Origin of the sequence: Bacillus sp. FSL K6-1218, assembly GCF_038006445.1 — a bacterium.
Lineage (GTDB): Bacteria > Bacillota > Bacilli > Bacillales > Bacillaceae_G > Bacillus_A > Bacillus_A thuringiensis_S.
Genome location: NZ_JBBOVE010000002.1, coordinates 263,573 through 286,737 on the forward strand (window position 1 = coordinate 263,573; position 23,165 = coordinate 286,737).

Below are 23,165 nucleotides of genomic sequence, written 5' to 3' on the forward strand. Positions count from 1 at the left end.
AATGCCTTGGTTTTTTGCATATGGTATTAGTACGAATCCTGAACAAATGGTTAAAGATATTGGTGGATATAAAAATTACAAAAAAGCTGTTTTAGAAAATTACATCTATACTTTTACAGGTTACCATGAGGATTTTAAAGGGGGAACATCCACAATTATCCCACAACAAGGTGGAGGAGTCTATGGTGTAGCGTATCAAATAGAAATGGAACAAATAGATGACCTTATAAAAAATGGATATGGGTATATCTTAAAAGAAAATATAGCAAAAATAGATAATGGTTCTATTTCAGTCTATACACTACAACTTGAAAATCATGCCTCCCCTGCACTTCCATCTAAAGAATATCTAGAAATAGTTAAAAATGGACTATTGAAAAATTATAAGGAAGACTTTGTTGATTTATATTTGGGCAGAGCATTAAAGCGTGTGCAGAACGAGAGATTGATTGACTACCAACCTGTGTCTAAGGATAGTTTTACAAATGAATATAATTCACAATTTCGCAGATTATTTCCATGGAATGTTACAAAACAACAACCTTTTGGTTCAGCTTGGGCAATAGTAGAACCAGGGGAGCAAACTAACCCACATCATCATGATGAAGAGGAAACCTTTATAGTTCTTAGCGGTAAAGGAATAATTAATGTTGATGGACAAGAAAAGGTAGTCGAAAAAGGAGATATTATATATTTTGAGCCATTTTCAACTCATACAATAAAAAATATAGGTGACACATCTTTAGAGTTTTTATGTATTTGGTGGGGGGCACTACTAGAGGCGCGATAATTAATAGAATAAGATGCTTATTTTCATTTTTGTCAATAATTTATATGGCTTTTTAGTTTTTAACAAAAAAAAGTGAGGGATTATAAATGAAAACTTTTATTGTAACAGCAACTCCCCCTACGACTAATGGGGATTTACACATTGGACATTTATCTGGACCATATTTAGCAGCAGATGTGTTTAGTAGATTTCAAAAAATGAAAGGAAATAATGTAATTTACTCAACGAGTGGAGATGATCATCAAACTTATATAGCAACAACAGCTAAAAGAAAAGGGTGGACTCCTGAAAAATTAGTAGAATATTATACGAAAAAAGTACAAGATACTTTAGGTGCCGCATCTATAAATCTCAACATTTTTTCCAATTCTTTAAACAATCAAGAGCATATTAATTTCGTTCAAAGCTTTTTTAAGAAATTATACAATAAAGGGGTTTTTGTCGAAAAGCAAAAAGAAATACACTTTTGTAATAATTGCGATCAGTATTTATTTGAATCTTTTATAAAGGGTGAATGTCCATATTGTAATGAAAATGCGTCAGGAAACCTCTGTGAAGCCTGTGGTAGAATTAATGATCCAATTGAGCTTATTAATCCGGTTTGTGGTCTGTGTGGGGAAACACCAACAATTAGCAGTTACAAAGGGCTGTTTTTTCCATTAGAAAATTACCGAGATCAGCTGGTAGAATATTATAATTCAAGAGTTAGTTGGAGGCCTCATCTCAAGGAATTATGCAATTGGATTGTTTCAAGACCTATTCGTGATTATCCTGTAACTTATCCCACTAAATGGGGTATACCAGTACCAATTAAGGGATATACAAACCAGTGTATTAATGTCTGGTTTGAAATGTATCCAGGACATATAGTAACTACAAATAAATGGTTACAATTAAATGGTAGTAATTTTTCAGTGGAGAACTTGTGTGAAAATAATGTAACACTTGTACAATTTCTTGGTTATGACAATAGTTTCTTTAATGCAGTTTTGCATGTAGCAACATGTTTTGCAATAGACGAAGGATATTTATTACCTGAGCACATCATTACCAATGAGTTTTATTTATTAGAGCACGCAAAATTCTCGACAAGTAGAGATCATGCAATATGGGGCAGTGATTTATTAAAGGAAGTACCAGCAGACTCTTTACGCTATTATGTTTGTCGTACAAATCCAGAACACACCCAAACAAACTTCTCATTAAAAGATTTCAATCAAATTAGAAAAGATGAATTGGAAGATACTTGGTTTAATACAATTAGTACCTTTATTGAAATTATAAAGGAAACTTCCATGGATTTAAGCCTATTTAATGATTACATTGACCTCAAAGCAAAAGCAACTGTGAGTTGGGCAAAAAAATCTCTAGAATCTTTTTATGATATTAATCACTTTAGCCTACGGCAGGCTAGCCAAGTATTACACGAATATTTACAAATATGTAAGGATTATTTAGATACGCAAGTAATTCCTGTAAAAGATATAAATATGAAAATTTATTTACAAAGATTAACCTCTTTAGGGTATATGATTCAAGCATTAATTTATTTTGCCCAACCTATACTTCCAAGTTTTTCGATGACCCTTAAGGAAGCGCTAGGAGTAGATGTAGCTTCCAATCAAAATCTTAATTGGGAAAATATCGAAAAAATAAAATTTGATAACACTAATATAAACGTCGTAAAAAATTGGTTCTGTGAAACAAAAAAAGTAATGCAATAAACAAATTAATATTACTTTTAAGTGGGTGGGATAATGAACATACGAATCATGAAATTTGGAGGAACCTCCATAAATACCTTTAGAAAAAGGGAATATATAGTTTCTCTAATTAAAGAAACCATTGAACAAGGCTTTAACCCAGTCATCATTGTCTCCGCAATAGGAAGAATAGGAGATCCTTATTCAACTGATACATTGTTAGAATTTTTAAGAAGCAATAGCGTGAATATAAATGAACATGATCAAGCTTTATTGTTATCTTGTGGAGAAATAATTTCAAGTGTCGTAATTAGTAGTATGTTGAATAGTGCAGGTATAAAATCTATAGCTTTAACAGGCACACGAGCAGGAATTCAAACATCCTCTAAAAAATACATTAATAGCTCTATAACAAAAATCCATACATCTTGTCTTTTAGAAAATGTAAAAAAAGGTTATATTCCAGTAATTGCAGGGTTTCAGGGACACACACCAGAAAAGGAAGTAACAATACTGTCTCGTGGTGGAAGTGATACAACCGCAACAGCTTTAGGATATACATTAGATGCACATGAAATAGACATTTTTACTGATGTAGAAGGAATTATGACTACAGATCCAGCTATTATAAATGAAGCTATGGTTATACCACAGATTTCATATAAAAATGCTTATCTAATGGCTAGGTTTGGGGCTAAAATTATAAATGCAGAATCAATAAAATGGGCAGAGAGGAAAGGGATACCTATCAATGTCCGGATGACTTTAAATAAGCATATAGGTACAAAAATTTCAACTTGTACACAAGATAATATGAGGAAAAACAATGTCTTTGCTATTCAATACAATAATAAAAGTAGAAAAACAGTGAATGTAAATATATTAGGTATTTTTGATGGTAATCATTATCATATAGTGGAGGCAATTAAGAAGACATTGGAATCAGATCTAATACCCATATTACAAGTGATTCCAAAAGAAAATGTAATATCAATAAAAATTTCAACAAGCTTTCTATTTAAGACTCTACAATTACTGCATCGCGAACTTATTGAGCACAATTATACGGCTGAAGGTACGAAGAATATATATGTATGAATACTTTTGTAAAAAGTTCAATATGGATGTAGTGAGGTGTTAAATGATTAATAAGCAGATAGTTAAAGAAATAAAAAGTGTTATAGATGTATCCAATTCTTCATTAGTTGCAGCAGAGAAAATTATTCAAACTTATTTATTACCTTTATATGAGCAGAAATGCATGCTTGCAGAAAAAAATGTGAAACAACAACAAACTATAGATAAGCTTCAAACCGCTTCCGTAGTAAATAGAAATAAAAACAAACTATACTTTTATAGATAAACTTATTTTATCCAAATAAAGAACTCTTTTACTTTTATAAGAAGTAAAAGAGTTCTTTATTGTGTAAAGTGTATAAAAAGTAAATGGTGTAATAGAACTAATAATTTTGATTTATACTAGTCAATTTTCGCATGTAATTTATATACATAAAATAAAGAATTACCACTATTAATGGTACAAAGAAGTATATACCAAAGAAAGGGATTAATGACAGACATAAAATTAAAGATATTAAAGCAGCTTTTTTTTGTAGTGTACCTTTTTTAAAAAGTTTAATGCCAGCTGCTGATGAAAAAATATATACCATTAAGCCTAATGAATTTGGGATAAATAACAGATCCACATAAGATATTTTTAATGTACTTATTGTTATCACACCTATAGATGCAAAGACGAAAATAAATACTACTACACGAGTGGGCGTTTGAGTACGTTGATTTATTTCAGAAAAATAATTTGGAAATGCTTTATCACGGCTTAAAGCAAAACCTAGTTGTGTTATGCTAGCAATAAATGCGTTGACGGTACCTAAGCAAATAATAAAAGCTAATATAGCAGTTAAATATTTCGCACCGATTCCTATTGAATCTTGCATTAATAGTGCTAAGGGAGAGAGGTTGCTTTCAAGGTTACCATATGTCTTAGTGCCAATAGTGATTAAGCTTAATAAAATAAATAATATGCCTATAATCCCTGCACTAATAATCGTCCCTTTAATAATATCTTTTTCTGGCTTTACAAACTTATCTGCAAGGTTACATATTGCTTCCCAGCCAAAGAAAGACCATAAACACATTGTCATAGCTGTACCAATTGAAATTATCCCATTAGGTGCAAATGGTTTAAAGTTAGAATACTCAAACTTATCGAAAGAAGAGTATATTGTTACTAACAATAAAACAATTAATAATGAGCTCAAAATCAAAGATAATTTACCACTTGTTTGTACACCGAAATAGTTAGAAATTGAACCCATTAATAAGATAAATAATGCTAAACAAGTAATTATCCCATTGGATAAGTTAAAAGCGATTCCTACATAAAAAGCACCAGTTAGAGAGACTATGATTTGTCCTACTGCAGCACAGAAGAAATAAAACCAACCTATTAAATTACCCATATGATTTCCATAAGCCATTCTTACAAAAGTAGCTGCACCACCTGCATCAGGATAAGATCGTGATAAGCAAGCAAAGGTATATGCAAGAGGGAAGCTTAAAATAATTATAAATATCCACGAAATGATTGATGCAGGTCCAGCTATATTAGCAGTACTTGCTGATAAAAATAATACCCCTGAACCCAAAATTGCAGCGATGTACAGAGCAATTGCTTGATACAGTGTAATTGATTTATTTCCCATAAAATCACTCCTTTTATAAAAGGGTAACATGATTAATATAAAAAATTCTTTTTAAATTTTGCTATTCAATTCTACAAACTGGGGCGGGTAGTACATGTAGCCAACTCTGCGAATAGATAAAAGTAATTTAGGATTTTTAAAATCATCTTCGATCCTTTTCCTGAGCCTACATATATATACATACAATTCGTCTTTAGTAATATAATCATTTGTGCCCCAAGCATATTGTATTAATTCTTCACTGGATATAGGAACTTTCTTATTACATACCAAATAAAATAACAACTTAAATTGAATCCTTGAGAGGGATAATTGTAAACCGTTCTTAATAATAGTCTCTTTCTGAATATCTAATTGTAAGTTAACATCAAGAGTTAAAAGTGCATTGTTATTAATCATAATCAACGACCTCCATCTTCAATATATTTAGTTATCATCGTCTGCATACTAATATATCTGTTAATGAAACTTGCTAAGATACCAGAGATAATACGAGTGAAAAATACCTTTTTTTAAAAATTCTATCATTTATATCCAAAATTTGTTCATTTTTTAGAAAATTCTACAAAATATTTATCGACAAAGCTTTGTAATTATGGAATTACGAGTGAAAGTCGATTTTTGAAAAGTGAGTAAAGATTCTGTAGTTGCAAATAAAAATTCAAGAAATTTTTTTGACATAAAATGAATGTTCTTATCGAATTTTTTAGTGAACTGTATTTAAAGTCAAAATTAATGATTTTCATTTTTGGTGTAATTTTCTATATTCATTAGGTGTGTATCCAGTTTTCTTTTTGAATAATGTAGAAAAATATGCTGTATTTTGTATACCTACTGTAAGTCCAATTTCTATTATTGAATAATTGGTTTGCTCAAGATAATATTTTGCCTTTGAAGTTCTGATTTGTTGAATATATTCCATAGGAGTTAATCCTTTAATTTTTTTAAAGGTACGTTGTAAATGGAATGGACTTCCATGACATATAGTGGCCAACCTTTCTAATGTCAAAAGTTCATCAAAGTTTTTATCAATGTAATCTGTAATATGTTTTATCCATTCTTCATTAGGTAAATTTAATGCAGTTGGTTTACAACGTTTACAAGGACGAAAATTTTGAGATAATGCTTCTTGTGCATTTTTAAAAATATTCACATTATCTCTTTTAGGAATTTTAGATTTGCATGAGGGACGACAAAAAATACCTGTCGTTTTTACACCATAATAAAATTTATTGTCATAAGAAGAATCATTATATATAATAGCATGCCACTGCTCGTTTGTAATTTTTGGTAATTTATTTTTCGGGCATAATGGGACAGTTTTTTTATTATTTGGATCATTTTTCATAAACTCACCTCTATCATTAGTATAACTTTAATAGGATTTTGATGTTAATTGTTTTTATTAATGAAAGTAACATGAATATTAGGTCAGAATTTAATAAGATGAGCTGTTACAAAGAAGCGTTTCAAAAGTTTCTAGACTTATTATATGAATGATTAGTCAGAGGTGGTTTTAGACAAGCGATATTCATTTATTTGGCAGCAGCTGGTATGTACAAAAGGAATCATCTTCAATCATCATGATTAACTCAAAAAAACGAGTTATAAAAAAGAGTGGAGCGGTATTTTTTATTGAAGTTTGTTTATAATAGCTTTTTAACTTGTTTGGGGGGGAATCGTAAAGTAGATTATTAATCTCTTTGATAATTTTTATTTTCCATATAGTATTTGACATACTGTATTTAAAATTTTAAAAGGAGAGTTGCTGTTAGTTTGGCTTGATTTCTTCTCCTTATCAGCACGGAACTTGTTTAGCGTCTCCATAATAATCCATAAGGGGAAACCTTTATCTTTTAGCATTTTTCGTAGATCCATTTCAGTAAATTTGACACTAAGTTGTTTCACTTCTTTCGTTAGTAGCTTCTTTCCCTTGAGTAGAAGGGGAGCTTTGAGTATTTTTTACTGTACCCCCAGTTGAATACATTGTAGATTGATTTATCCTATGTACATTTAAACCAAATTCCATTCCTTAAACCTATTTATATGTATATAAATAGGCTTAAGGGTACTTTTTAAATAAAAAATTATTAATTTGATAATCTAATACATAGAGTAGCAAAAAATGAACAAATTGACAGGCTTGTTATAAAGCCTACGTAAAGAGGCGAGAAATCTATTTCTTGTGTTGATAAGGCTTTAGAAATATACGCTAGAATATTCTATCTTATATTTCTAAAGTTCTAAATGATTTACATATATAGGAAGTCGGGGTATGTTTGTAATGATATACAAAAAATGGATGGAAGGGATGTTATTATGTTTAAAAGAGTAGCATTAGGGATTTCATCGTTAGCAATCACTACATTTGTAAGTTTAGGAATGGCAACAGAGGCATTTGCTGGTCCTGCAGCACCATTATCTTCATTAAACGTTGTACAAGTAGAGTCTGAGCAGGGCGGGGTAGAGGCAATCAATCCTAATAGCTTTAGTACGACAAGAAATCATGGGGGAAGTTACCTATATATTTACACAAAAGAAATTGGATATGGACAAAATCCAATTGCAAAAATGAACGGTTCAGCAGTAAAGAGTATTGGATCAAGTGTGATTGGCGGCAACCCAATTGTTGGTTGGTATTACAAGTGGGATGCATCTGGACATCAACAGGGTACATTTGAATATCAAAAAACCTCTATTAATTTCCCGTTTAATACAATGCGTACTTCACTTTATATACAATAAATAGTCCGGCAAAATCGCAGGAATAACAATTAAGACACGAGTTCTTATGAGATTGTTAATTCTTTGAATCCAATTTATATTGATATTTTGTCTTTTATAACTATGTTACTCATCTGTAAAAATTCATAATTATAATAACACTACGAATCTATATAAACATAGTTTTAGGAAAGGAAAATTTCCTATTATGGAGTTTTTTATATTTTAGCAGAATTTAAAATGAAAAATTAAATAGGCAATAATTAAGGACTCTTAGATTTAGTACAAACAAATTAAAAATTAATGTTCAATAAATAAGTTTGTTTCATTAGTATGTTAACTTCCAATATTCAAAAAAGGAGTTTTAACATGAAAAAACAAAGTCTAGCTATAGCTACTATTCTATCATTAGGTTTAACTGTATTTAGTGGTACTACATCTACATTTGCGATGACTGAGCCAAACGATAATGTGATGTTTCGATCTACATCAAAACATATAGGAAATATACCGTCAAAGACCAAGGACTGTAATACTGTAGACAAATATAAGCTATGTACAAACAAAGAAGAAGCTGATGCTTGGGGGAAAAAAAAATTTAGTAAGTGGAGTAAAGAAGAGAAATCTGCCATAAGAGATTATACAAAAAATGCAAGACCGTATAATGAATTTTTGAGAACACATGCAGGTAAATTGGATTCTGATCCTACAATGAAGAAAAAAATTGAATCCTTAGATAAAGCATTGAATAGAAAAGAGGCAAAAGTGATTGACAATATAAAAGTGTATCGAGGGGATGATGCATGGATTTTTGGAAAGGAGTATGATAATTCCATAATAAAAAACGGCAAGGTTGACAGAGAGAAGTTCAAGGAAATACAAAAAAATTCCAAGGAAAAACAACAACAGAATTTGGATATATAAGCACTTCTATACTTATTGATGCTGGATATGCGAAAACAAGACCAGTTATGACAGAATTTAAGGTAGGCTCTGGGGCTCATGGTGCTTATATGAATTCAGATGACTTGACTGCGTATCCAGGTCAATACGAATTATTATTGCCAAGAAATACAGTTTATAAAATTGAAAAGATATATATTGCTATAGATAACAAAACTCAAAAAGAGCAAATAAAAGTGGAAGCAACAATTAAATAAATCTAATGAAGTTAAATTTAAAAAAATAAAGTGGTTTAAAATAACTATATAGATTTGAATAAGCATGTAAATAATTCAAGCAAAAACCGTAAGGATTTCTAATCTTTACGGTTTTTATTACATAACTTAGAAACTAAGATTTTAAAAATTTTCTGGATATACGGGGTTAAATTAGGTTATCACAAAAATTGGATAGTACCGAAAGACTCCGTATCATTTAAACAATCTCATGAAAGCTAACAGACGTACTCAGTGATTATTTTTTACTAATAGATAAAAAGGAGAGACTGTACTCTCTTTTTTATTTCCTTTCGACATAATATAAAAATATAAAGATTATTAGTTTTTATTATAATTCAGGCAATCTTATATTTTAGATACTGGGGGACACATATTATGAACAATAAACTATTAACTGCACTCACAAGTTGCGTTTTAATTATGGGATTAGCAGCATGCTCAACTAACAAAGCAGCAAGTACCTCTAATGACTCTAAAGTTGAAGAAAAAGCAAAAAAAGAAGCTGTTAAGGATCAGAAAGCTGAAGAAAAGGCTAAACAAGAAGAGCAGCAACGTCAAGAAGCTGAGGCGCAACGACAGGCTGAAGAAGAAAAAGCAAAGCAAGAAGAGCAGCAACGTCAAGAGGCCGAAGCACAACGTCAAGCTGAAGAAAAAGCGAACAAAGAACAACAACGTCAAAAGCAGAAACAAGCCGAGAAACAGCAAGAAGTACAAGTGAAAAAACAAAGAGAAGTAAATCAAAAGAAAACAGAGAAAGAAGCACGTGAGGAAGAAGAAAGTTTAGATTATGCAAAAAGGAGAGCTCAATCATTTGAGGATAAAGAACGAGAAAAAATGAGTTGTGATGAAGCGAAAAATGTTCTTGAACAATTAAAGAATGGCGAACAGAATCCAGCAACAAAAGAGCATGTTATTAAGTATCAAGAAAAAGTAAATATGTGTAGCAAGTAACAAAACAACTTAACGTAGTAAAATACTATTTGGATTGGCGTCCAATACATATTATTAAAATTAAAGTGGTTCAAGTCGGAGGAAGGCACCTTTGGTTGTCTTTTCTTTATGCATAAAAAAGCCTTATCTTCCTATAGAAAAGATAAGGCCTTTATATACTATTTATTATCCAATTCATCAGTTTTATTATAAACATATTTGGCTTCTCCAAAAAGACCACCTGTGTCCCATTCTCCACCATAATATGCATACTACCTAGGTGAATCATTGTTTCATATACTTGGATATAATTTTAGTTTATAGTCATAAACTGAAACCATAAAAATATAAATATATCCCCCGATTAAAAGTGCCGCAGCAACGATTAATATTATTACTCCATCCGGACTATTAAGAATTTCTTTTATATGTTTTTTTGCTATTTGCTTCGTTTCTCCACTTGAAAAGAGATAAACAATGGAATGGAGAATTAGTAAGAAAAATGCCGTAATTACCTCTAACATGGCTTATGTACCTCCTAATATATGTATCTTTAATTAACTAATAATTTCCTTATACATAATATCAGCTAGGGTACATGGAGGTATAACAAATTATTTTTATAATTTAATTTATTAATCGGTACGGCATTAATACAGGATATTTTTTATTGTCACAAGTGGTAGAGAAGGTAAGCGGCAAGTCTCTACGTCAGTTTACAAAGGATCGTATGTTTGCCCCTTTAAATATGAGAGACACAACAATTTTAGATTACCACCCAACTACTATACCAATTACTAGTGCATATTCGAAGAATGAAAAAGAAGCATATAAAATCTATGAAAGCCCTTGGGAACATACAGGAGATGGGGCAGTTCATTCAACAGTTGAAGACTTAGTAAAGTGGGGAGAGAATTTAAATATAGGTACCGTTGGTGGAAAAGAATTTGTTAAAAAATGAGCGAAATAGGTCCGGAAATTTCTCCAACTGGGGAGACGATTATTGATAATGTAGATTATGCTTTTGGGCTAAGGCTTGCAGAAGGTTTTAACTATCGATACTTCGAACATTCAGGTAGCTGGGCAGGTTATCGTTCACACTTCATGCGGTTTCTAAAAGAATATTTGTCTGTTGTAGTACTAAGTAACTATGATGGATTTGAATCTAAAAAATATGCTAATGAAATAGCAGAAATTTTTTTAGAAAAGTAAAAAATAGGGCGTAGAAGACAGTATCTAGATTTGGTTAACCTCACTTTGTTTTTGGTTTAATTGATTTTGAAAACGGAAGGCAAGCATATATTTATGCCTGCCTTTTTTCGTATTAAAATGAACATAAATATTAATATTTATACAGTTAAAAAATAATTAGAAATTCTTTAAATATAGATTAATTAATGAGGTCAAATTTTAAAAATTTTTAAATTAAAATACAAAAATTATATATTATGATTATAGAACTTGATTTTATTTAAAATTGAAATATTAATTAATATTCCCATTGCTATTAAATTGACCATTAAAGAACTTCCACCAAAACTTACAAATGGAAATGGGGTACCTGTGAGAGGAAATAGTCCTGTAATACCACCTAAATTTACTACAGATTGCATACCGATCATACATCCTATACCAATTGCTATAAAACTGCCGAATGGATCTACACATAATTGTGCAATTTTTAAGGAGCGAAGTACTATAGTCAAGACTCCAGCCAATATAATAAATACACCAATAAATCCTAGTTCTTCAGAAACTATTGCCATTATAAAATCAGTATGTGGTTCCGGAAGATAACCTGTTTTTTGTATGCTATTTCCAAATCCACGACCAGTGATTCCTCCAGAGCCAATGGCAATAAAAGAATTTACAAGCTGGTATCCATTTCCTTGTGCATCAACAAAGGGATTGAAAATCGTAGTAATACGTGTCTTTTGAACTTCTGACAAACTATATTGAATTAAAAAATATAAAATAGGTAACCACAAAATAGAACCGATGGCAGTTCTTTTGATTAGTAGATTTATATTTATTCCTGAGCAAAGAAATATGCTAAAACCTATACCTAATATTAAAAGTGCTGATCCTAAATTTGGTTGTTTAAAGATAAGAAAAAAAATTGTAGCTAAAAAAAATAAAAGTTTTCCGCTACCACTCCAGCTATTTTTAACTTGTTCTTGTCGTAATGCAAAAAAACGGGCTGTTACGAGTATTGTTCCTAATTTAAGAAATTCAGCTGGCTGTATTCCAAAGATCCATGATTGAGCATTATTTACCACTTTTCCTTTCCATAAAACCATAATTAATAAAAAAATCCCTCCAACCATAATAAAGATTGAGACTATTCGTTTTTTCCATATTTCATATGGGAGTATGGCACAAACTATTAAGCCTATTGTTCCTAAAATTAGCTTTGTTAATTGCGAATCAATAAAGTGTCTACTGTTATAACCGTAATGCTGGACAGCGATAATGGAACTCGCACTATACATCATGATAATACCTAAAGTACATGTTATGAATAGAGGGAGGAGCAATAGATAATCCAGTTTTAATATTTTTTTCATTTTAATATCCTCCTGATTTAAAACAAAACATAATATTGCATTTGCTAATGAATAGAATCTTGTTCTCGTCAATTACTAAATATGCCTTTTGTTTAGGAAGATTCTATCGCTTACTCCCTGTTTTTTTACGCAAAAATCCCCCTAGTATGTAACTAGAGGGATTCAAAATGGCATGACTAAATAAGGCTTTTTTCCCCCTAGTAGAGCTTTGGCACTATACAACGTAAAGTAATGAAAATTCATTACTTAGCTATCTTAAGAAGAGCCTTAATCCGACAATTCCTGTTCTACCCATTGGCGTCTTTCGACATTTTTGGGCAATAGCCTGTGTTTGCATAGGAGCCTCACCTAACAGGTTAAGCAATATAAATTTTATGTGTTTGTTTCGTGTAGCAAGCATAAATATATTTTTTTTGCTTGTCAAGCAACCGTATTGTTAATTTTATTTGTTTTATTGCTTTATAGTCCTTTGAGAAATGATATGAGAAAATGTATGTAATCATTTCGTATAAGTACATATTTTTGACTTGTAGTTTATCGTTTGATTAAGTAGTTTAACCACATAAATTTGATAAACAGTAAAGAAGATTTTAATTATAAAAGAAGATTTTTTTAAGAATGTTCTTTTGATATACAGAATGACTAATTAGTCATCTTTTGTTATAAAGTTGGAATTTGATTAAAAACAATTAGTTTCATATATTTTATAACGTTTCTTCGAATTAAATCTATTTGAATTCGATGTTTTTTAAGGGGAATTTTAAATTTATAATAAAATATAATTTCATTTTCTATAGTAGATTTTTTTATGAATGGAATTGAAAGTCAGTTGACAAATATTAAATTCTGGTTTAAATTTTGAAGTAATTCAATAAACTTTGTTAGGTGAGGCTCCTGTATAGAGAAACGCTGCTGCCCAAAAATGTCGAGAGACGCCAATGGGTCAACAGGAACGGTCGGATTAAGGCCCTTCTTAATGTAGCTGGTTATAAAAACCTATGCTATACAGTGCTAAAACTCAACGAGGGAGTGGTATACGATTTGATAGAAAGACACCTCTGTGATTTTGGCAGGGCGGTCTTAATAATCATTTATTTGTATTGTGAAAAAACCTTTACTCCTTTTTGAGTAAAGGTTTTTCTGTTTAATTTTATTTATTTTTATCTTGTCTATATTCAAAAAGGAGGTAATTCTAACTAATGAATTGATTGCAATGTAACTATTATTGCTTTAATAAAAAATTTAAGACAGATAAAATAAAACAAAACCACTCATGAAACTCTAGAGTCTCCCTTAGCAATATGAGGAGGAGTTAACATGAAGAAATTATTAAAGGAATTACTTATAACCAAAAATAACTTGGATACAGAGAAAGTTTTACGTCATCCATCGTATGATATTGCACAAGAAGTAAAACAGTTTTCAATTGAAGATCAAGTCATATTGCTAAATACAATACCTGTATTAAAAAGCTCTAAAATTCTTCAATATATGAGTGCAGAAGAAAAATATAATATCTTAATTCACTTATCTGAAAATAAAGCCAAAAAGTTGCTAAATTTACAACCGATTGATGAATTAGTAGATTTACTTCTAGCGGTTCATCCGGAAAAACAGGCTAAATTAATGGCGTATCTAGATAAAATTACAAAACATAACGTGAAAAAATTGATGACTTTCAAACCTGAAACGGCGGGAAGTCTTGTAACAAGTGATTTTGTTGCAGTTAGAGGAAATTGGTCAGTAAAAATGACATTGAGGTACATTAGGGAACATTCTAAAAATGTAGAATCAATATCTTATAGTTATGTTCTTGATAATCACGGTTATCTTAAGGGAATCGTTTCCATACATGAGTTATTACTAGCACCAGATGAAGAGATATTATCTACTATCATGATTCAAGAGGTAATTTCAGTACAAGCTGAAATTGATCAGCAAGAAGTTGTAAAAAAGCTACTGAATTATAATTTAGCAGCAATACCTGTCACAACAGCAAATAATAAAATGATTGGTATTATAACATTTGATGACGTAATGAATGTTATGGAAGCAGAAGCTACAGAAGATATTCAAAAGTTAGGCGGAAGTGAACCATTAAATCAATCTTACTTTGAAGCTAGCATTTGGAGTATTTTCTTAAAACGTCTACCATGGTTATTACTTCTTTTTGTTGCTGAGGCATATACAGGTACAGTATTAAAGTATTTTGAAGACGAAATTGAAACTGTAGTTGCCCTTGCTTTCTTTGTTCCATTATTAGTAGGTACTGGAGGGAATACAGGAACACAGGTTGTAGCAACAATTACTCGTGCAATTGGTATTGGAGAGGTGAAATTTAAAGACATTTTCCGTGTAATGAAAAAGGAACTTGCAATTGGTATGCTTCTTGGACTTGCACTTGCGGTAGCTGGACTCACTCGTGCTTATATGTTAGGTGTTGGAACAGAAGTTGCACAAGTTGTAGCAATCACTTTATTATTTATTGTTATTTGGGCCTCTCTTGTTGCAGCTGTTTTACCTTTAATTCTAAGAAAATTAAAACTGGATCCTGCAGTTGTTTCAGGTCCATTTATTACAACATTTGTTGACGGAACAGGATTAGTAATTTATTTCATGGTTGCAAAAGCGTTATTAAATTTGTAAATATACACTGAAAAAAACAAATGTGGAATAAGTATTTTGCCTTGATTACTAAAATATAGTGGGAAATTTAGTAATGAGAAAATCAAACACTTTTGTTTTTAGATAAATAATATTTTAATGGATTTATTGAATGTAATGAATGCTGGAGGATAAAACTATGAAACATCAAAGAAAAATCTTCAAAAGAATCTTGCTTCTATTTTCTATTTTAATGATTATTGGCATAGGAATATTATTTGGTACTAGCTATGGCCGAGAGCTTCGTATAACAATCGCTGGGAGTATACTAACTTCTCAGCATCCACAATATGCGAAATATACACTCCTATCCCAAAAGGAACTAGATAAACTGCAAGATAGAATTAATCATCCGAAATGGTCAAACAGTGATGAGCATATTTATAAAAAAATAGTAGGAAAAAGATTAGAAGAATTAAAAAGTCAGCCATTAGAAATTGATGTAGAAACAATTAAAAGTAATAAAGATAGTCGCTTTCTATTCGAAGGAAAGTTAGTCACTATTAGTAATCCTTTCAATGTTAAACTTGTTAGCCACCAAGGAACACAGGGCGCTAACAGGGGAGAAAAAATTAGTGTAATGGCAAAACGTAATGATGCATTTGTTGCTGTGAATGCAAGTGGATTTGCTGATGAAACAGGAAGGGGTGGAGGAAATGTTGCTACTGGAATTGTGATAGAAAACGGGAAAGCTATTGATACAAATATGGATAGACATACCCCTACAATTATTACAGGTTTAACACAGTTTGGACAAATGATAACAGGAAATTATTCTACACAACAACTCCTGGATAAAAAAATCGTTTCTGCAGCTGGATTTATGCCACAGCTAATTGTGAATGGAGAAAAAATGATTACAGAAGGAGACGGTGGTTGGGGTTCTGCTCCACGAAGTATTATGGCTCAAAAAGAAGATGGCACAATAATGTTTCTGGTAATAGACGGTAGGCAAACACATAGCATAGGGGCCACGCTAAAAGAGTGTCAAGATATTCTATATGAAAAAGGAGCAGTAAATGCAATGGCTATGGATGGTGGTTCTTCTGCTACTCTATATTTAGGAGGAAAGGTTATAAATTCACCTTCTACATTATCACATGAAGATCGTTATTTACCGAATGCTTGGGTAGTAACAGCAAATCCAAAACAAAAAATAAAGATGTCAATAGATGGGGAAAAAGTAAATCCTAAAACATTAGATAAATTTGATACGAATATTTCAAATGTATAATGACAAGGAACATCCATTAGTGATCCATTTTTTGTATGCTTAATTAGGGTATAAGCTAATTTTTATTAATTCCACAATTACATCGGGTTTAAGTCAAATACAAAAGCAAGGGAATAAAACTTTTCCCTTGCTTTTACGTTATTTGATTGGAATCACATTTAATTAGTCCCAAATTCTTTCTACATATTCTGGATGATCGATAAAAGGATTACGATTGTGTTGGAATTTTTCAAAAACCACATTATTTCTTTTTCTTTCCATATCATCAACTGGATCTTGTTGGTGCCATTGTAGTAGAGTTGATAGTTTCCCGTGATTTGGATTATCTGTGTCTACATCATTTACTAATTCTAAATCTGGTCCACCTTCCCCTTCATAACGAACATCCATATAAAACAGCGTTCTTGCAATATCTCCCTTAATCTCATCTCGTGGTTCCCACGAATCCCCGTCAACGCAAGTATCAGGTGCTTTTTGCGCTGCTCCTAAATCTGTGCCCTTACAAGATGCATTTGGATTATTCACATGACCATCATCCCAATCAAAATCTAAATTACCTCTTCTAGCATTTACCCATTTATCTTCTGGTCTTATATTGTGTAAGTCTGTTCTAATTGTTCTATTATCGTCAAAATGGGATTGGGCCCAAACATGTTCGCGATTCCAACAAGGTTCATTACCACAAAAACTATTTTTGTTCATGGAACCACCTTTATAAAACAGTAAAACATTATCTGGATTGTTCGGGTCTTGATCGATTTCTTTTAAAGCGCTTCGAGTATCATCATATGTTAAAACATTCTGTTTCTTTATTATTTCATGTAAAGAAGCTTTTAGTTCTTTCCCTGATTGAGTCGTTATGCTTTCATAGTAGTCATGTGCTGTTGCATTGAGACGGGAATTATTATTTGTGTTCCCCTCATTTTCATAAGATAATGGGACATTTCTTACTTTATAATTATTATTACTCATATTTTCTTTTTTAAGTTCAGATTGCTTTGTTTCATTCGCACCGCACCCAGATAGGGCTATAAGTAAAATCATAAATATTAAATTGGACTTGCTTAATATTGTATTAAACTTTTGCATCTAACAATTCTCCTTTTTATTTTTTCTTAAAAACAAACTTATTATTTGTGTTTGTACAATCTCTTTATACATTATCTTTTTAAGAAAGAATTTAAAATATTGGGAGTATTACTTTGTTTGTTTAGCAAGTTATTTCTAGTGTATTTTAAATAGCAATGACTAATAATAGCGAGTGAATAATTCTAAAAAAGACTTGCTTAATATATGCCATTAGAAAAGTATGGAGTTTAAAAGGGAAGCTGTATTTTTAGTATTTTAATCTCGATTATGGTGTACAGATATTAAAACAGGTCATTTTACTGAACATGTTAAAGGTTGTAATTATCTAACTGATTGTGAATAAATTTTTTATTTAATATTAGTTATGTTTAATATAAAAATTTATGTATATTAATCACTCTAAGTTAAGTAGGCTTTAAAAAATAATTGTTAGAGTTTTTGTAGTAGGTTTTGGAACAAGGCTTTAATAATATTCACCTTTTGCTGAGTTTTGTATATCATCAATTCTTAATTTCATACCCAAAGCTCTTTCATACCTTGAAATTATACGTATATGAAAGGGAAAGGTATAAAGTATGAATAAAAAGTTAAACAATAATTGATATTCAAATTAAAAAGGAGACTTAAAAATGCCCATAATTAAAGTTGTTAGTTTTAATATTGAATGGATGAATGATTGGTTCACAAATGATGGAGATATTGTTGCCTTTAGAGAAAACTTTACTAGAGAAGGACATACAAGTAATACCAAAGAAACCGCTAGGCGTGCAGCAGATACTATAAAGGAAATTAATCCAGATATTCTAGCTATACAGGAAGGGCCTAGTCGTCCTGAAGAATTGGCCCTCTTTATACAAGAATACCTCTCTGAGCATGGAACGCCAATTTACAAGTTTATCCTTAACGATTCAGGACAGCAACAAAAAACGGCAGTACTTTATAAGCCAAATGCCGTTGATTCTTTAAAACTAACACCTAGTACTAATATTTCAAACTTAATTGAAGAATGGATGGCAGATGTTGATGGTGATGAACATTTGGAACCATACCAGTTTACTCGTTTACCACTCGTTATAGATGCTCAAATTGGTGGGGATTATTTACAAATTATAGTACTTCACACAAAGTCCAATTTTGTAAATCAAGGAAAAGATTTGTGGAGTAATCTAGCAACTCGACAAGAATATGTTAAAGCAGCTCTTAAAAACCGGAGGCGAAATTCCGCAGAGTCAATGAGAGTTAGAGATTATATTGATAAAGTTTTGCTATCTAATTTAGCAGAAAAAATAATTATTCTTGGAGACCTAAATGATGGACCAGGTATGGATTATTTTGAAAAGAACTATTTATCACATAATACTGTTGATGTATTAGTAGGATCTGCATTTGAACCTGAGATGATGTTTCACCATGCTCAACACGATGTGAAAAATTCAAACCGCTATAGTGCTGTTTTTGATGATTTCGTTACAGGTGAAGATAATAAGCATATACTTCTAGATCATATCTTACTTTCCCCTGGTCTTTCAGTTACTAGTGGACTTAGAAGGGTGCCTAATTCTGGCGCTATTCACCATGTCGAGTATGATAACCATACCGTAAATCATGGTATTTTCCGAGAAAATCGACCAAGCGATCACAGGCCAGTAAGTGTAATCCTTGAATACTAACTCCAATCATAGAATTTTAACACATAGTATAACTTGTATCTTTAAAATTTAAGTTAAAGGGAACCCTTATTTTATACAATAAATTTTAAGGGATTTGTATATGTTTAATTGATTCAACTAGACCCTTCTCGTATAAAATTTCTTGAAGTTAGAGAATCTATAAAAGAATGAAACCTGTTTGCTTATTATCTAATCATTGTTATATAAGGTCTTTTTATAATAAAAATAGAAATTTTTTATGAGTTTTTCTAAATAGCATAAAGGTTATTAATTTTAAAAGGAGGTTAATTATGAAGCAAATGAGCTTAATTCCATTTGAAGTTCAGTCAATGGTTAAAAATACTTACGAAATACCATTTGGTGTGAAGATGATAGGAGCACCAGAATTTTGGGAAGAGAGTGATAGGGGAAGAGGTATTGTTATAGCAGTTCTTGATAGTGGTTGTGATATAAACCATCCTGACTTAAAAGAAAGAATTATAGGAGGAGCAGATTTTACAAGTGATACTCACCAAGAATTAACAGATATAAAAAATTTGAAAAACGTAGCTGATATTTTAGGACATGGTACTCATGTAGCTGGGACAATTGCAGCTACTATTAACGGGAGTGGTGTGGTTGGAGTAGCACCAGAGGCAAAGCTATTAATATGTAAAGTATTGAAGCGTGTAGAAGAGGTGGGGCCAGGAGATTCAAAATTTAGAGCGGATTATCCAAATATTATTAAGGCGATTAATGAGTGTATTAAATGGAGAGGCCCAAATCAAGAGCGTGTCCGAATTATCTCGATGTCTTTAAGTGGTAAAGAAGAGGATTTAGAACTACACAAATGTATAAAAAAAGCCGTTCTAAATGATATTTTAGTTATATGTGCAGCCGGTAATAAAGGGGATGGTAATGAACATACAAAAGAAGTTGGGTATCCAGCATATTATCCTGAGGTAGTATGCGTAGGGGCAGTGAATATGTACAAAAAACTATCTCAATTTACTAACACTAATGATGAAGTTGATTTAGTAGCACCAGGAGAAGAAATTTTATCTACTTATACAAATGATAAAGGATACGCTGTATTAAGAGGAACTTCTATGGCAACACCTCATGTTGCAGGAGCAGCAGCACTACTCTTAAAACATCATGAGAAGAAATTTAATAAAAAGCTTACTGAGCCTGAGTTATTTACGGAGTTAATAAAACACACTAAATCAATTGGTTATAGTAAATATGGGGAAGGTCATGGATTATTAGATTTAAAAGGTAATGTTTAATAGCATCTTTTGTATTAGAATTTTTTAAAATGATACTATTTCATAATGATTAGATAAGGTGACTGATACTATGTTAATGAAAAAAGTGCAAATCAAATTTATTCTCAATATTCATCGAGTATTAAATGAAAAATATAAATTGAAACAGGAAATAATAGACGAGTTTAGTATCGATATAAAAGCTATTGATGAAAGAAATATTTCTAAAACAGATTGGATAATGAATAAATGCACATAATATCAAAATATATTTAAGAGAAAAATCAAATATATCCTGAGTATAGACAAAATTTAGAGTGAAAGATTTAAACGATTATTAAAATATTTTTGGTAAGTGGCTTATATTTTAAAGATATTTAACAATAAGAACATCTATTGATATATTATTTTTTCTGTATAAATACAATTTAGCTGGAAATAGTAAATATGAAATCAAAAAACTGAAAAGAGGACTGAAAAATGTTTAGTAAAGAGAATGATAATATTCGTACATTAGACTCGTTGTACAAGGATATTCAAGCGGGTGGATATAACCTTTACTTAAGACATGGAGAAAAAGATGAAGGACTGGGGGATAAACAGGGGCGTCCAGAGTGCATAGAGCAGCAAAATTTAACTGAAAATGGAATTAACCAATCAACAGAAATTGGAGAAATTTTCAGAAAACAGAAATTACTTATTCAATACCCTGTATTTACAAGTTCTTATTGCCGTACTAAAGATACTGGGAAACTCGCTTTTGGAGAACAATGCGAAGTATTGGAAGAACTTGTGAAAATTAGTTCGTTACGTATTGAGAATCCGGTAGGAGAAACAAAAAGAATAAAAGAAAAATTGATTGAAAAGTTTGAGACGATACCTGATTCCAATTTGAATAGAGTTTTTGTTGGCCATGACTATTCTTTTGATCAATCAAGGCCGAATCAGGGGCTTGGTTTTTTAGATATTGTAATTTTAAAACCAAAAGGTCAAGGACAAGGGTATGAATTCATCGGAATAATAAATTTTGAACAATTAAAGAAAATGTCAAGTGAAAATAGTTTTGAATAAAAGCAATTACTTCTTATCCAATGCAAAAAAACATGCTACTAAAAAGTCACTATTAAGTGACTTTTTAGTGAGGTTAAAACGTGTTTATTAGTAAATGAGTGATATAAGCTAAACCATACATAATAGTTTGAATCATATATGTAGTGCAAATTTACCAGAAAGTTTATAAATTAAACCAAAGTAGTAATAATAGGTAGAAATGAAGTAATTAAAACTTGTCAAAATAGAAATTTTATACTTATTTGTAAACATCTATAGTATAAATATAACCAAGACTATAATAGTTAAAAGGATTACTTATATCAATGTTTTCTCTCTAAAAATCAAAACAATAATTAGATGAATTTATTTTTTATAGTATCAGCTACACATACGCATACAGTATTATGGATACTTTTAAAAGATGATTACCAACCTGAAAGCAAATGTGATACATGATAATTCACTTCTGATAAAAAGATTTGTTCCATTAAATCTGCAGGATGAAGTTATTAATATAAAGTATTCAAATCTGCTTGTAGTACTTCCTAGTTGAGGGGATAGCCAAAAATCATGTGGTTAGTTAGTATAATAGTCAAAAAGAGATATACTCTACTTTTAACTTTTAATAGAATCTGTTGTGATGGTATATCTTTGGATAGGATTCTCATACTGTCAATAAAGTTATCAATTAAAGAAAGAGTGGGGTATTGTCCAACTCTTTCTCAATCATCTTCTTTTTTTTTCAATGTAAGAAAAATTTGTTCATTATAAATAGGGTCAGAATCTCTTTAATCTGTTGGAACTGAATGAAACTTAAAATCTACACTGTACAAAAAATATATTTGTTTATTTCCAAGGCTCATTCCGTATTTTTCTAAAAAATTCACATAACTCCAAACATCAGAAAATGTCATATGATATCGATCAATTGGAAATTCTAAACGACCAGGTATTATATGCCATATTGAAAATAACGCTCTATCATTTTGCATTGTATTCAGCTCCCATTTTAAAATAAAAATCTCAATATATTGTTCTATCTTCAATTGATAATACGTTATACTTCTTTTTTAAAGCTCCTATTTCTTCTTCAACCCATTCATCTATTTCTAAAAATATAGGATTTTCTCGCATTAAATCAATAGTCAATCTTTGAACCCTCAGCCTTTGCAAAATTATCTTCTCTATGATTTCATTAGTCAAAATTGTAAGTAAGCACCATTTATCATTTTTACAAATTACAATCTCATCAAATTCTGGAATACATTCCATAATTGTATCTGTAGATTCAGAAATTAAATTAGGTAAAAACAAGATAGTTTTAACTCCATAACCTTTGAAAATTTTAATTTTTCAAACGGTTTCTGGAAAAATTCTATACCAACTAGCTTATTTTCTTTAGTTATCCGAAGCGTTCCACATGATTAATCCAGCCACATAATAATCGATTGTATATTTGCTGACAAAATTATCCCACTCTTTCTTTAAACATTATTAATTATAAAGTATCCTAACATTTTAATTTTATACTCATTGTATTTTTATAGATATATTAGAGAGAATTCGCGATTTTTATATACATAAATT

Annotated in this window: 21 protein-coding genes, 2 pseudogenes and 2 riboswitches; of the genes and pseudogenes, 14 read left to right on the top strand and 9 right to left on the bottom strand. The window is 30.8% G+C overall.

Going from position 1 to position 23,165, the window contains the following annotated elements:
• The first annotated feature begins 1 nt into the window (after window position 1).
• From MHI26_RS29460 to MHI26_RS29475, 4 genes are all read left to right on the top strand, one after another.
• Window positions 2-790 (top strand): cupin domain-containing protein, encoded by a 789-nt coding sequence (locus tag MHI26_RS29460; RefSeq protein WP_061667235.1) that lies wholly within the window; start codon window positions 2-4, stop codon window positions 788-790.
• Between the two features lie 86 nt (window positions 791-876).
• Entirely contained in the window at window positions 877-2,514 is a 1,638-nt protein-coding gene (locus MHI26_RS29465) for a methionine--tRNA ligase (RefSeq protein ID WP_061667236.1), read from the top strand.
• 48 nt (window positions 2,515-2,562) lie between these two features.
• Entirely contained in the window at window positions 2,563-3,591 is a 1,029-nt protein-coding gene (locus MHI26_RS29470) for an amino acid kinase family protein (RefSeq protein ID WP_340994762.1), read from the top strand.
• A gap of 43 nt (window positions 3,592-3,634) precedes the next feature.
• Entirely contained in the window at window positions 3,635-3,856 is a 222-nt protein-coding gene (locus MHI26_RS29475; protein WP_061667238.1) for a hypothetical protein, read from the top strand.
• Between the two features lie 97 nt (window positions 3,857-3,953).
• On the opposite strand, the gene MHI26_RS29480 is transcribed toward MHI26_RS29475, so the two are convergent.
• The 4 genes from MHI26_RS29480 to MHI26_RS29495 all read right to left on the bottom strand — a co-directional run bounded on the left by MHI26_RS29480 (window position 3,954) and on the right by MHI26_RS29495 (window position 7,097).
• Window positions 3,954-5,219, bottom strand: a complete 1,266-nt coding sequence (locus MHI26_RS29480) for an APC family permease (RefSeq protein WP_061667239.1) — start codon at window positions 5,217-5,219, stop codon at window positions 3,954-3,956.
• Window positions 5,220-5,270: 51 nt separating this feature from the next.
• Window positions 5,271-5,618 (bottom strand): winged helix-turn-helix domain-containing protein, encoded by a 348-nt coding sequence (locus MHI26_RS29485; RefSeq protein WP_050426822.1) that lies wholly within the window; start codon window positions 5,616-5,618, stop codon window positions 5,271-5,273.
• A gap of 343 nt (window positions 5,619-5,961) precedes the next feature.
• The gene (locus MHI26_RS29490; protein ID WP_061667240.1) at window positions 5,962-6,567 is read right to left on the bottom strand and encodes a bifunctional transcriptional activator/DNA repair enzyme AdaA; all 606 of its coding nucleotides are present in this window, start codon (window positions 6,565-6,567) and stop codon (window positions 5,962-5,964) included.
• Between the two features lie 365 nt (window positions 6,568-6,932).
• On the bottom strand, window positions 6,933-7,097 hold the full coding sequence (locus tag MHI26_RS29495) for a DUF3914 domain-containing protein (protein ID WP_340809289.1): 165 nt from the start codon (window positions 7,095-7,097) through the stop codon (window positions 6,933-6,935).
• A 441-nt stretch (window positions 7,098-7,538) separates the two neighbouring features.
• On the opposite strand from MHI26_RS29495, the gene MHI26_RS29500 reads away from it, so the two are divergent.
• The 3 genes and pseudogenes from MHI26_RS29500 to MHI26_RS29510 all read left to right on the top strand — a co-directional run bounded on the left by MHI26_RS29500 (window position 7,539) and on the right by MHI26_RS29510 (window position 10,075).
• Window positions 7,539-7,964, top strand: coding sequence for a DUF4879 domain-containing protein (locus MHI26_RS29500; RefSeq protein WP_061667241.1), 426 nt, complete (start codon window positions 7,539-7,541; stop codon window positions 7,962-7,964).
• Window positions 7,965-8,417: 453 nt separating this feature from the next.
• Window positions 8,418-9,103 (top strand): annotated as a pseudogene (locus MHI26_RS29505) (ADP-ribosyltransferase).
• Between the two features lie 396 nt (window positions 9,104-9,499).
• Complete coding sequence (locus tag MHI26_RS29510; protein WP_061667242.1) at window positions 9,500-10,075, top strand: hypothetical protein; 576 nt, start codon at window positions 9,500-9,502, stop codon at window positions 10,073-10,075.
• A gap of 272 nt (window positions 10,076-10,347) precedes the next feature.
• Here the strand turns inward: MHI26_RS29510 and MHI26_RS29515 are convergent, their stop codons facing one another.
• Window positions 10,348-10,578, bottom strand: a complete 231-nt coding sequence (locus tag MHI26_RS29515) for a hypothetical protein (RefSeq protein ID WP_061667014.1) — start codon at window positions 10,576-10,578, stop codon at window positions 10,348-10,350.
• Window positions 10,579-10,706: 128 nt separating this feature from the next.
• Here MHI26_RS29515 and MHI26_RS29520 point away from each other — a divergent pair.
• Window positions 10,707-11,266: pseudogene (locus MHI26_RS29520) on the top strand (serine hydrolase domain-containing protein); the annotation flags it as partial.
• A gap of 227 nt (window positions 11,267-11,493) precedes the next feature.
• On the opposite strand, the gene MHI26_RS29525 reads toward MHI26_RS29520, so the two are convergent.
• Complete coding sequence (locus MHI26_RS29525) at window positions 11,494-12,621, bottom strand: FtsW/RodA/SpoVE family cell cycle protein (RefSeq protein WP_061667015.1); 1,128 nt, start codon at window positions 12,619-12,621, stop codon at window positions 11,494-11,496.
• A gap of 186 nt (window positions 12,622-12,807) precedes the next feature.
• Window positions 12,808-12,984: riboswitch (M-box (ykoK) riboswitch) on the bottom strand.
• 507 nt (window positions 12,985-13,491) lie between these two features.
• A riboswitch (M-box (ykoK) riboswitch) is annotated at window positions 13,492-13,657 on the top strand.
• A gap of 281 nt (window positions 13,658-13,938) precedes the next feature.
• On the opposite strand from MHI26_RS29525, the gene mgtE reads away from it, so the two are divergent.
• Both mgtE and MHI26_RS29535 read left to right on the top strand, forming a co-directional pair.
• A complete protein-coding gene (gene mgtE, locus MHI26_RS29530; RefSeq protein WP_061667016.1) occupies window positions 13,939-15,267 on the top strand; it encodes a magnesium transporter in 1,329 nt (442 codons plus the stop codon).
• A gap of 157 nt (window positions 15,268-15,424) precedes the next feature.
• The gene (locus MHI26_RS29535; protein WP_061667017.1) at window positions 15,425-16,519 is read left to right on the top strand and encodes a phosphodiester glycosidase family protein; all 1,095 of its coding nucleotides are present in this window, start codon (window positions 15,425-15,427) and stop codon (window positions 16,517-16,519) included.
• Window positions 16,520-16,681: 162 nt separating this feature from the next.
• On the opposite strand, the gene MHI26_RS29540 is transcribed toward MHI26_RS29535, so the two are convergent.
• Window positions 16,682-17,608, bottom strand: a complete 927-nt coding sequence (locus MHI26_RS29540) for an endonuclease I family protein (RefSeq protein ID WP_061667018.1) — start codon at window positions 17,606-17,608, stop codon at window positions 16,682-16,684.
• Window positions 17,609-18,237: 629 nt separating this feature from the next.
• On the opposite strand from MHI26_RS29540, the gene MHI26_RS29545 reads away from it, so the two are divergent.
• From MHI26_RS29545 to MHI26_RS29560, 4 genes are all read left to right on the top strand, one after another.
• Window positions 18,238-19,278 (top strand): endonuclease/exonuclease/phosphatase family protein, encoded by a 1,041-nt coding sequence (locus tag MHI26_RS29545; protein ID WP_061667019.1) that lies wholly within the window; start codon window positions 18,238-18,240, stop codon window positions 19,276-19,278.
• Between the two features lie 290 nt (window positions 19,279-19,568).
• Window positions 19,569-20,546 carry a S8 family peptidase gene (locus tag MHI26_RS29550; protein WP_061667020.1) on the top strand — a complete coding sequence of 326 codons (978 nt, stop codon included), beginning with the start codon at window positions 19,569-19,571 and terminating at the stop codon, window positions 20,544-20,546.
• Between the two features lie 70 nt (window positions 20,547-20,616).
• Window positions 20,617-20,784 carry a hypothetical protein gene (locus MHI26_RS29555; RefSeq protein WP_179194450.1) on the top strand — a complete coding sequence of 56 codons (168 nt, stop codon included), beginning with the start codon at window positions 20,617-20,619 and terminating at the stop codon, window positions 20,782-20,784.
• A gap of 221 nt (window positions 20,785-21,005) precedes the next feature.
• Window positions 21,006-21,596: a histidine phosphatase family protein gene (locus MHI26_RS29560; protein WP_061667021.1), complete on the top strand. Its 591-nt coding sequence runs from the start codon at window positions 21,006-21,008 to the stop codon at window positions 21,594-21,596.
• Window positions 21,597-22,366: 770 nt separating this feature from the next.
• On the opposite strand, the gene MHI26_RS29565 is transcribed toward MHI26_RS29560, so the two are convergent.
• Window positions 22,367-22,570 carry a hypothetical protein gene (locus MHI26_RS29565; protein WP_142308530.1) on the bottom strand — a complete coding sequence of 68 codons (204 nt, stop codon included), beginning with the start codon at window positions 22,568-22,570 and terminating at the stop codon, window positions 22,367-22,369.
• 31 nt (window positions 22,571-22,601) lie between these two features.
• Window positions 22,602-22,850 carry a hypothetical protein gene (locus MHI26_RS29570; protein WP_340994769.1) on the bottom strand — a complete coding sequence of 83 codons (249 nt, stop codon included), beginning with the start codon at window positions 22,848-22,850 and terminating at the stop codon, window positions 22,602-22,604.
• Window positions 22,851-23,165: the final 315 nt, after the last annotated feature.

Excerpts from the sequence above, each read along its gene's own strand:
- MHI26_RS29460 (WP_061667235.1), top strand. The coding sequence starts at position 2 with ATGCCTTGGTTTTTTGCATATGGTATTAGTACGAATCCTGAACAAATG.
- MHI26_RS29470 (WP_340994762.1), top strand. The coding sequence starts at position 2,563 with ATGAAATTTGGAGGAACCTCCATAAATACCTTTAGAAAAAGGGAATAT.
- MHI26_RS29560 (WP_061667021.1), top strand. The coding sequence starts at position 21,006 with ATGTTTAGTAAAGAGAATGATAATATTCGTACATTAGACTCGTTGTAC.
- MHI26_RS29525 (WP_061667015.1), bottom strand. The coding sequence starts at position 12,621 with ATGAAAAAAATATTAAAACTGGATTATCTATTGCTCCTCCCTCTATTC.
- MHI26_RS29540 (WP_061667018.1), bottom strand. The coding sequence starts at position 17,608 with ATGCAAAAGTTTAATACAATATTAAGCAAGTCCAATTTAATATTTATG.
- MHI26_RS29510 (WP_061667242.1), top strand. The coding sequence starts at position 9,500 with ATGAACAATAAACTATTAACTGCACTCACAAGTTGCGTTTTAATTATG.
- MHI26_RS29535 (WP_061667017.1), top strand. The coding sequence starts at position 15,425 with ATGAAACATCAAAGAAAAATCTTCAAAAGAATCTTGCTTCTATTTTCT.
- MHI26_RS29515 (WP_061667014.1), bottom strand. The coding sequence starts at position 10,578 with ATGTTAGAGGTAATTACGGCATTTTTCTTACTAATTCTCCATTCCATT.
- MHI26_RS29500 (WP_061667241.1), top strand. The coding sequence starts at position 7,539 with ATGTTTAAAAGAGTAGCATTAGGGATTTCATCGTTAGCAATCACTACA.
- mgtE (WP_061667016.1), top strand. The coding sequence starts at position 13,939 with ATGAAGAAATTATTAAAGGAATTACTTATAACCAAAAATAACTTGGAT.
- MHI26_RS29495 (WP_340809289.1), bottom strand. The coding sequence starts at position 7,097 with ATGGATCTACGAAAAATGCTAAAAGATAAAGGTTTCCCCTTATGGATT.
- MHI26_RS29565 (WP_142308530.1), bottom strand. The coding sequence starts at position 22,570 with ATGCAAAATGATAGAGCGTTATTTTCAATATGGCATATAATACCTGGT.
- MHI26_RS29490 (WP_061667240.1), bottom strand. The coding sequence starts at position 6,567 with ATGAAAAATGATCCAAATAATAAAAAAACTGTCCCATTATGCCCGAAA.
- MHI26_RS29550 (WP_061667020.1), top strand. The coding sequence starts at position 19,569 with ATGAAGCAAATGAGCTTAATTCCATTTGAAGTTCAGTCAATGGTTAAA.
- MHI26_RS29480 (WP_061667239.1), bottom strand. The coding sequence starts at position 5,219 with ATGGGAAATAAATCAATTACACTGTATCAAGCAATTGCTCTGTACATC.
- MHI26_RS29545 (WP_061667019.1), top strand. The coding sequence starts at position 18,238 with ATGCCCATAATTAAAGTTGTTAGTTTTAATATTGAATGGATGAATGAT.
- MHI26_RS29570 (WP_340994769.1), bottom strand. The coding sequence starts at position 22,850 with ATGGAATGTATTCCAGAATTTGATGAGATTGTAATTTGTAAAAATGAT.
- MHI26_RS29485 (WP_050426822.1), bottom strand. The coding sequence starts at position 5,618 with ATGATTAATAACAATGCACTTTTAACTCTTGATGTTAACTTACAATTA.
- MHI26_RS29465 (WP_061667236.1), top strand. The coding sequence starts at position 877 with ATGAAAACTTTTATTGTAACAGCAACTCCCCCTACGACTAATGGGGAT.
- MHI26_RS29555 (WP_179194450.1), top strand. The coding sequence starts at position 20,617 with ATGTTAATGAAAAAAGTGCAAATCAAATTTATTCTCAATATTCATCGA.
- MHI26_RS29475 (WP_061667238.1), top strand. The coding sequence starts at position 3,635 with ATGATTAATAAGCAGATAGTTAAAGAAATAAAAAGTGTTATAGATGTA.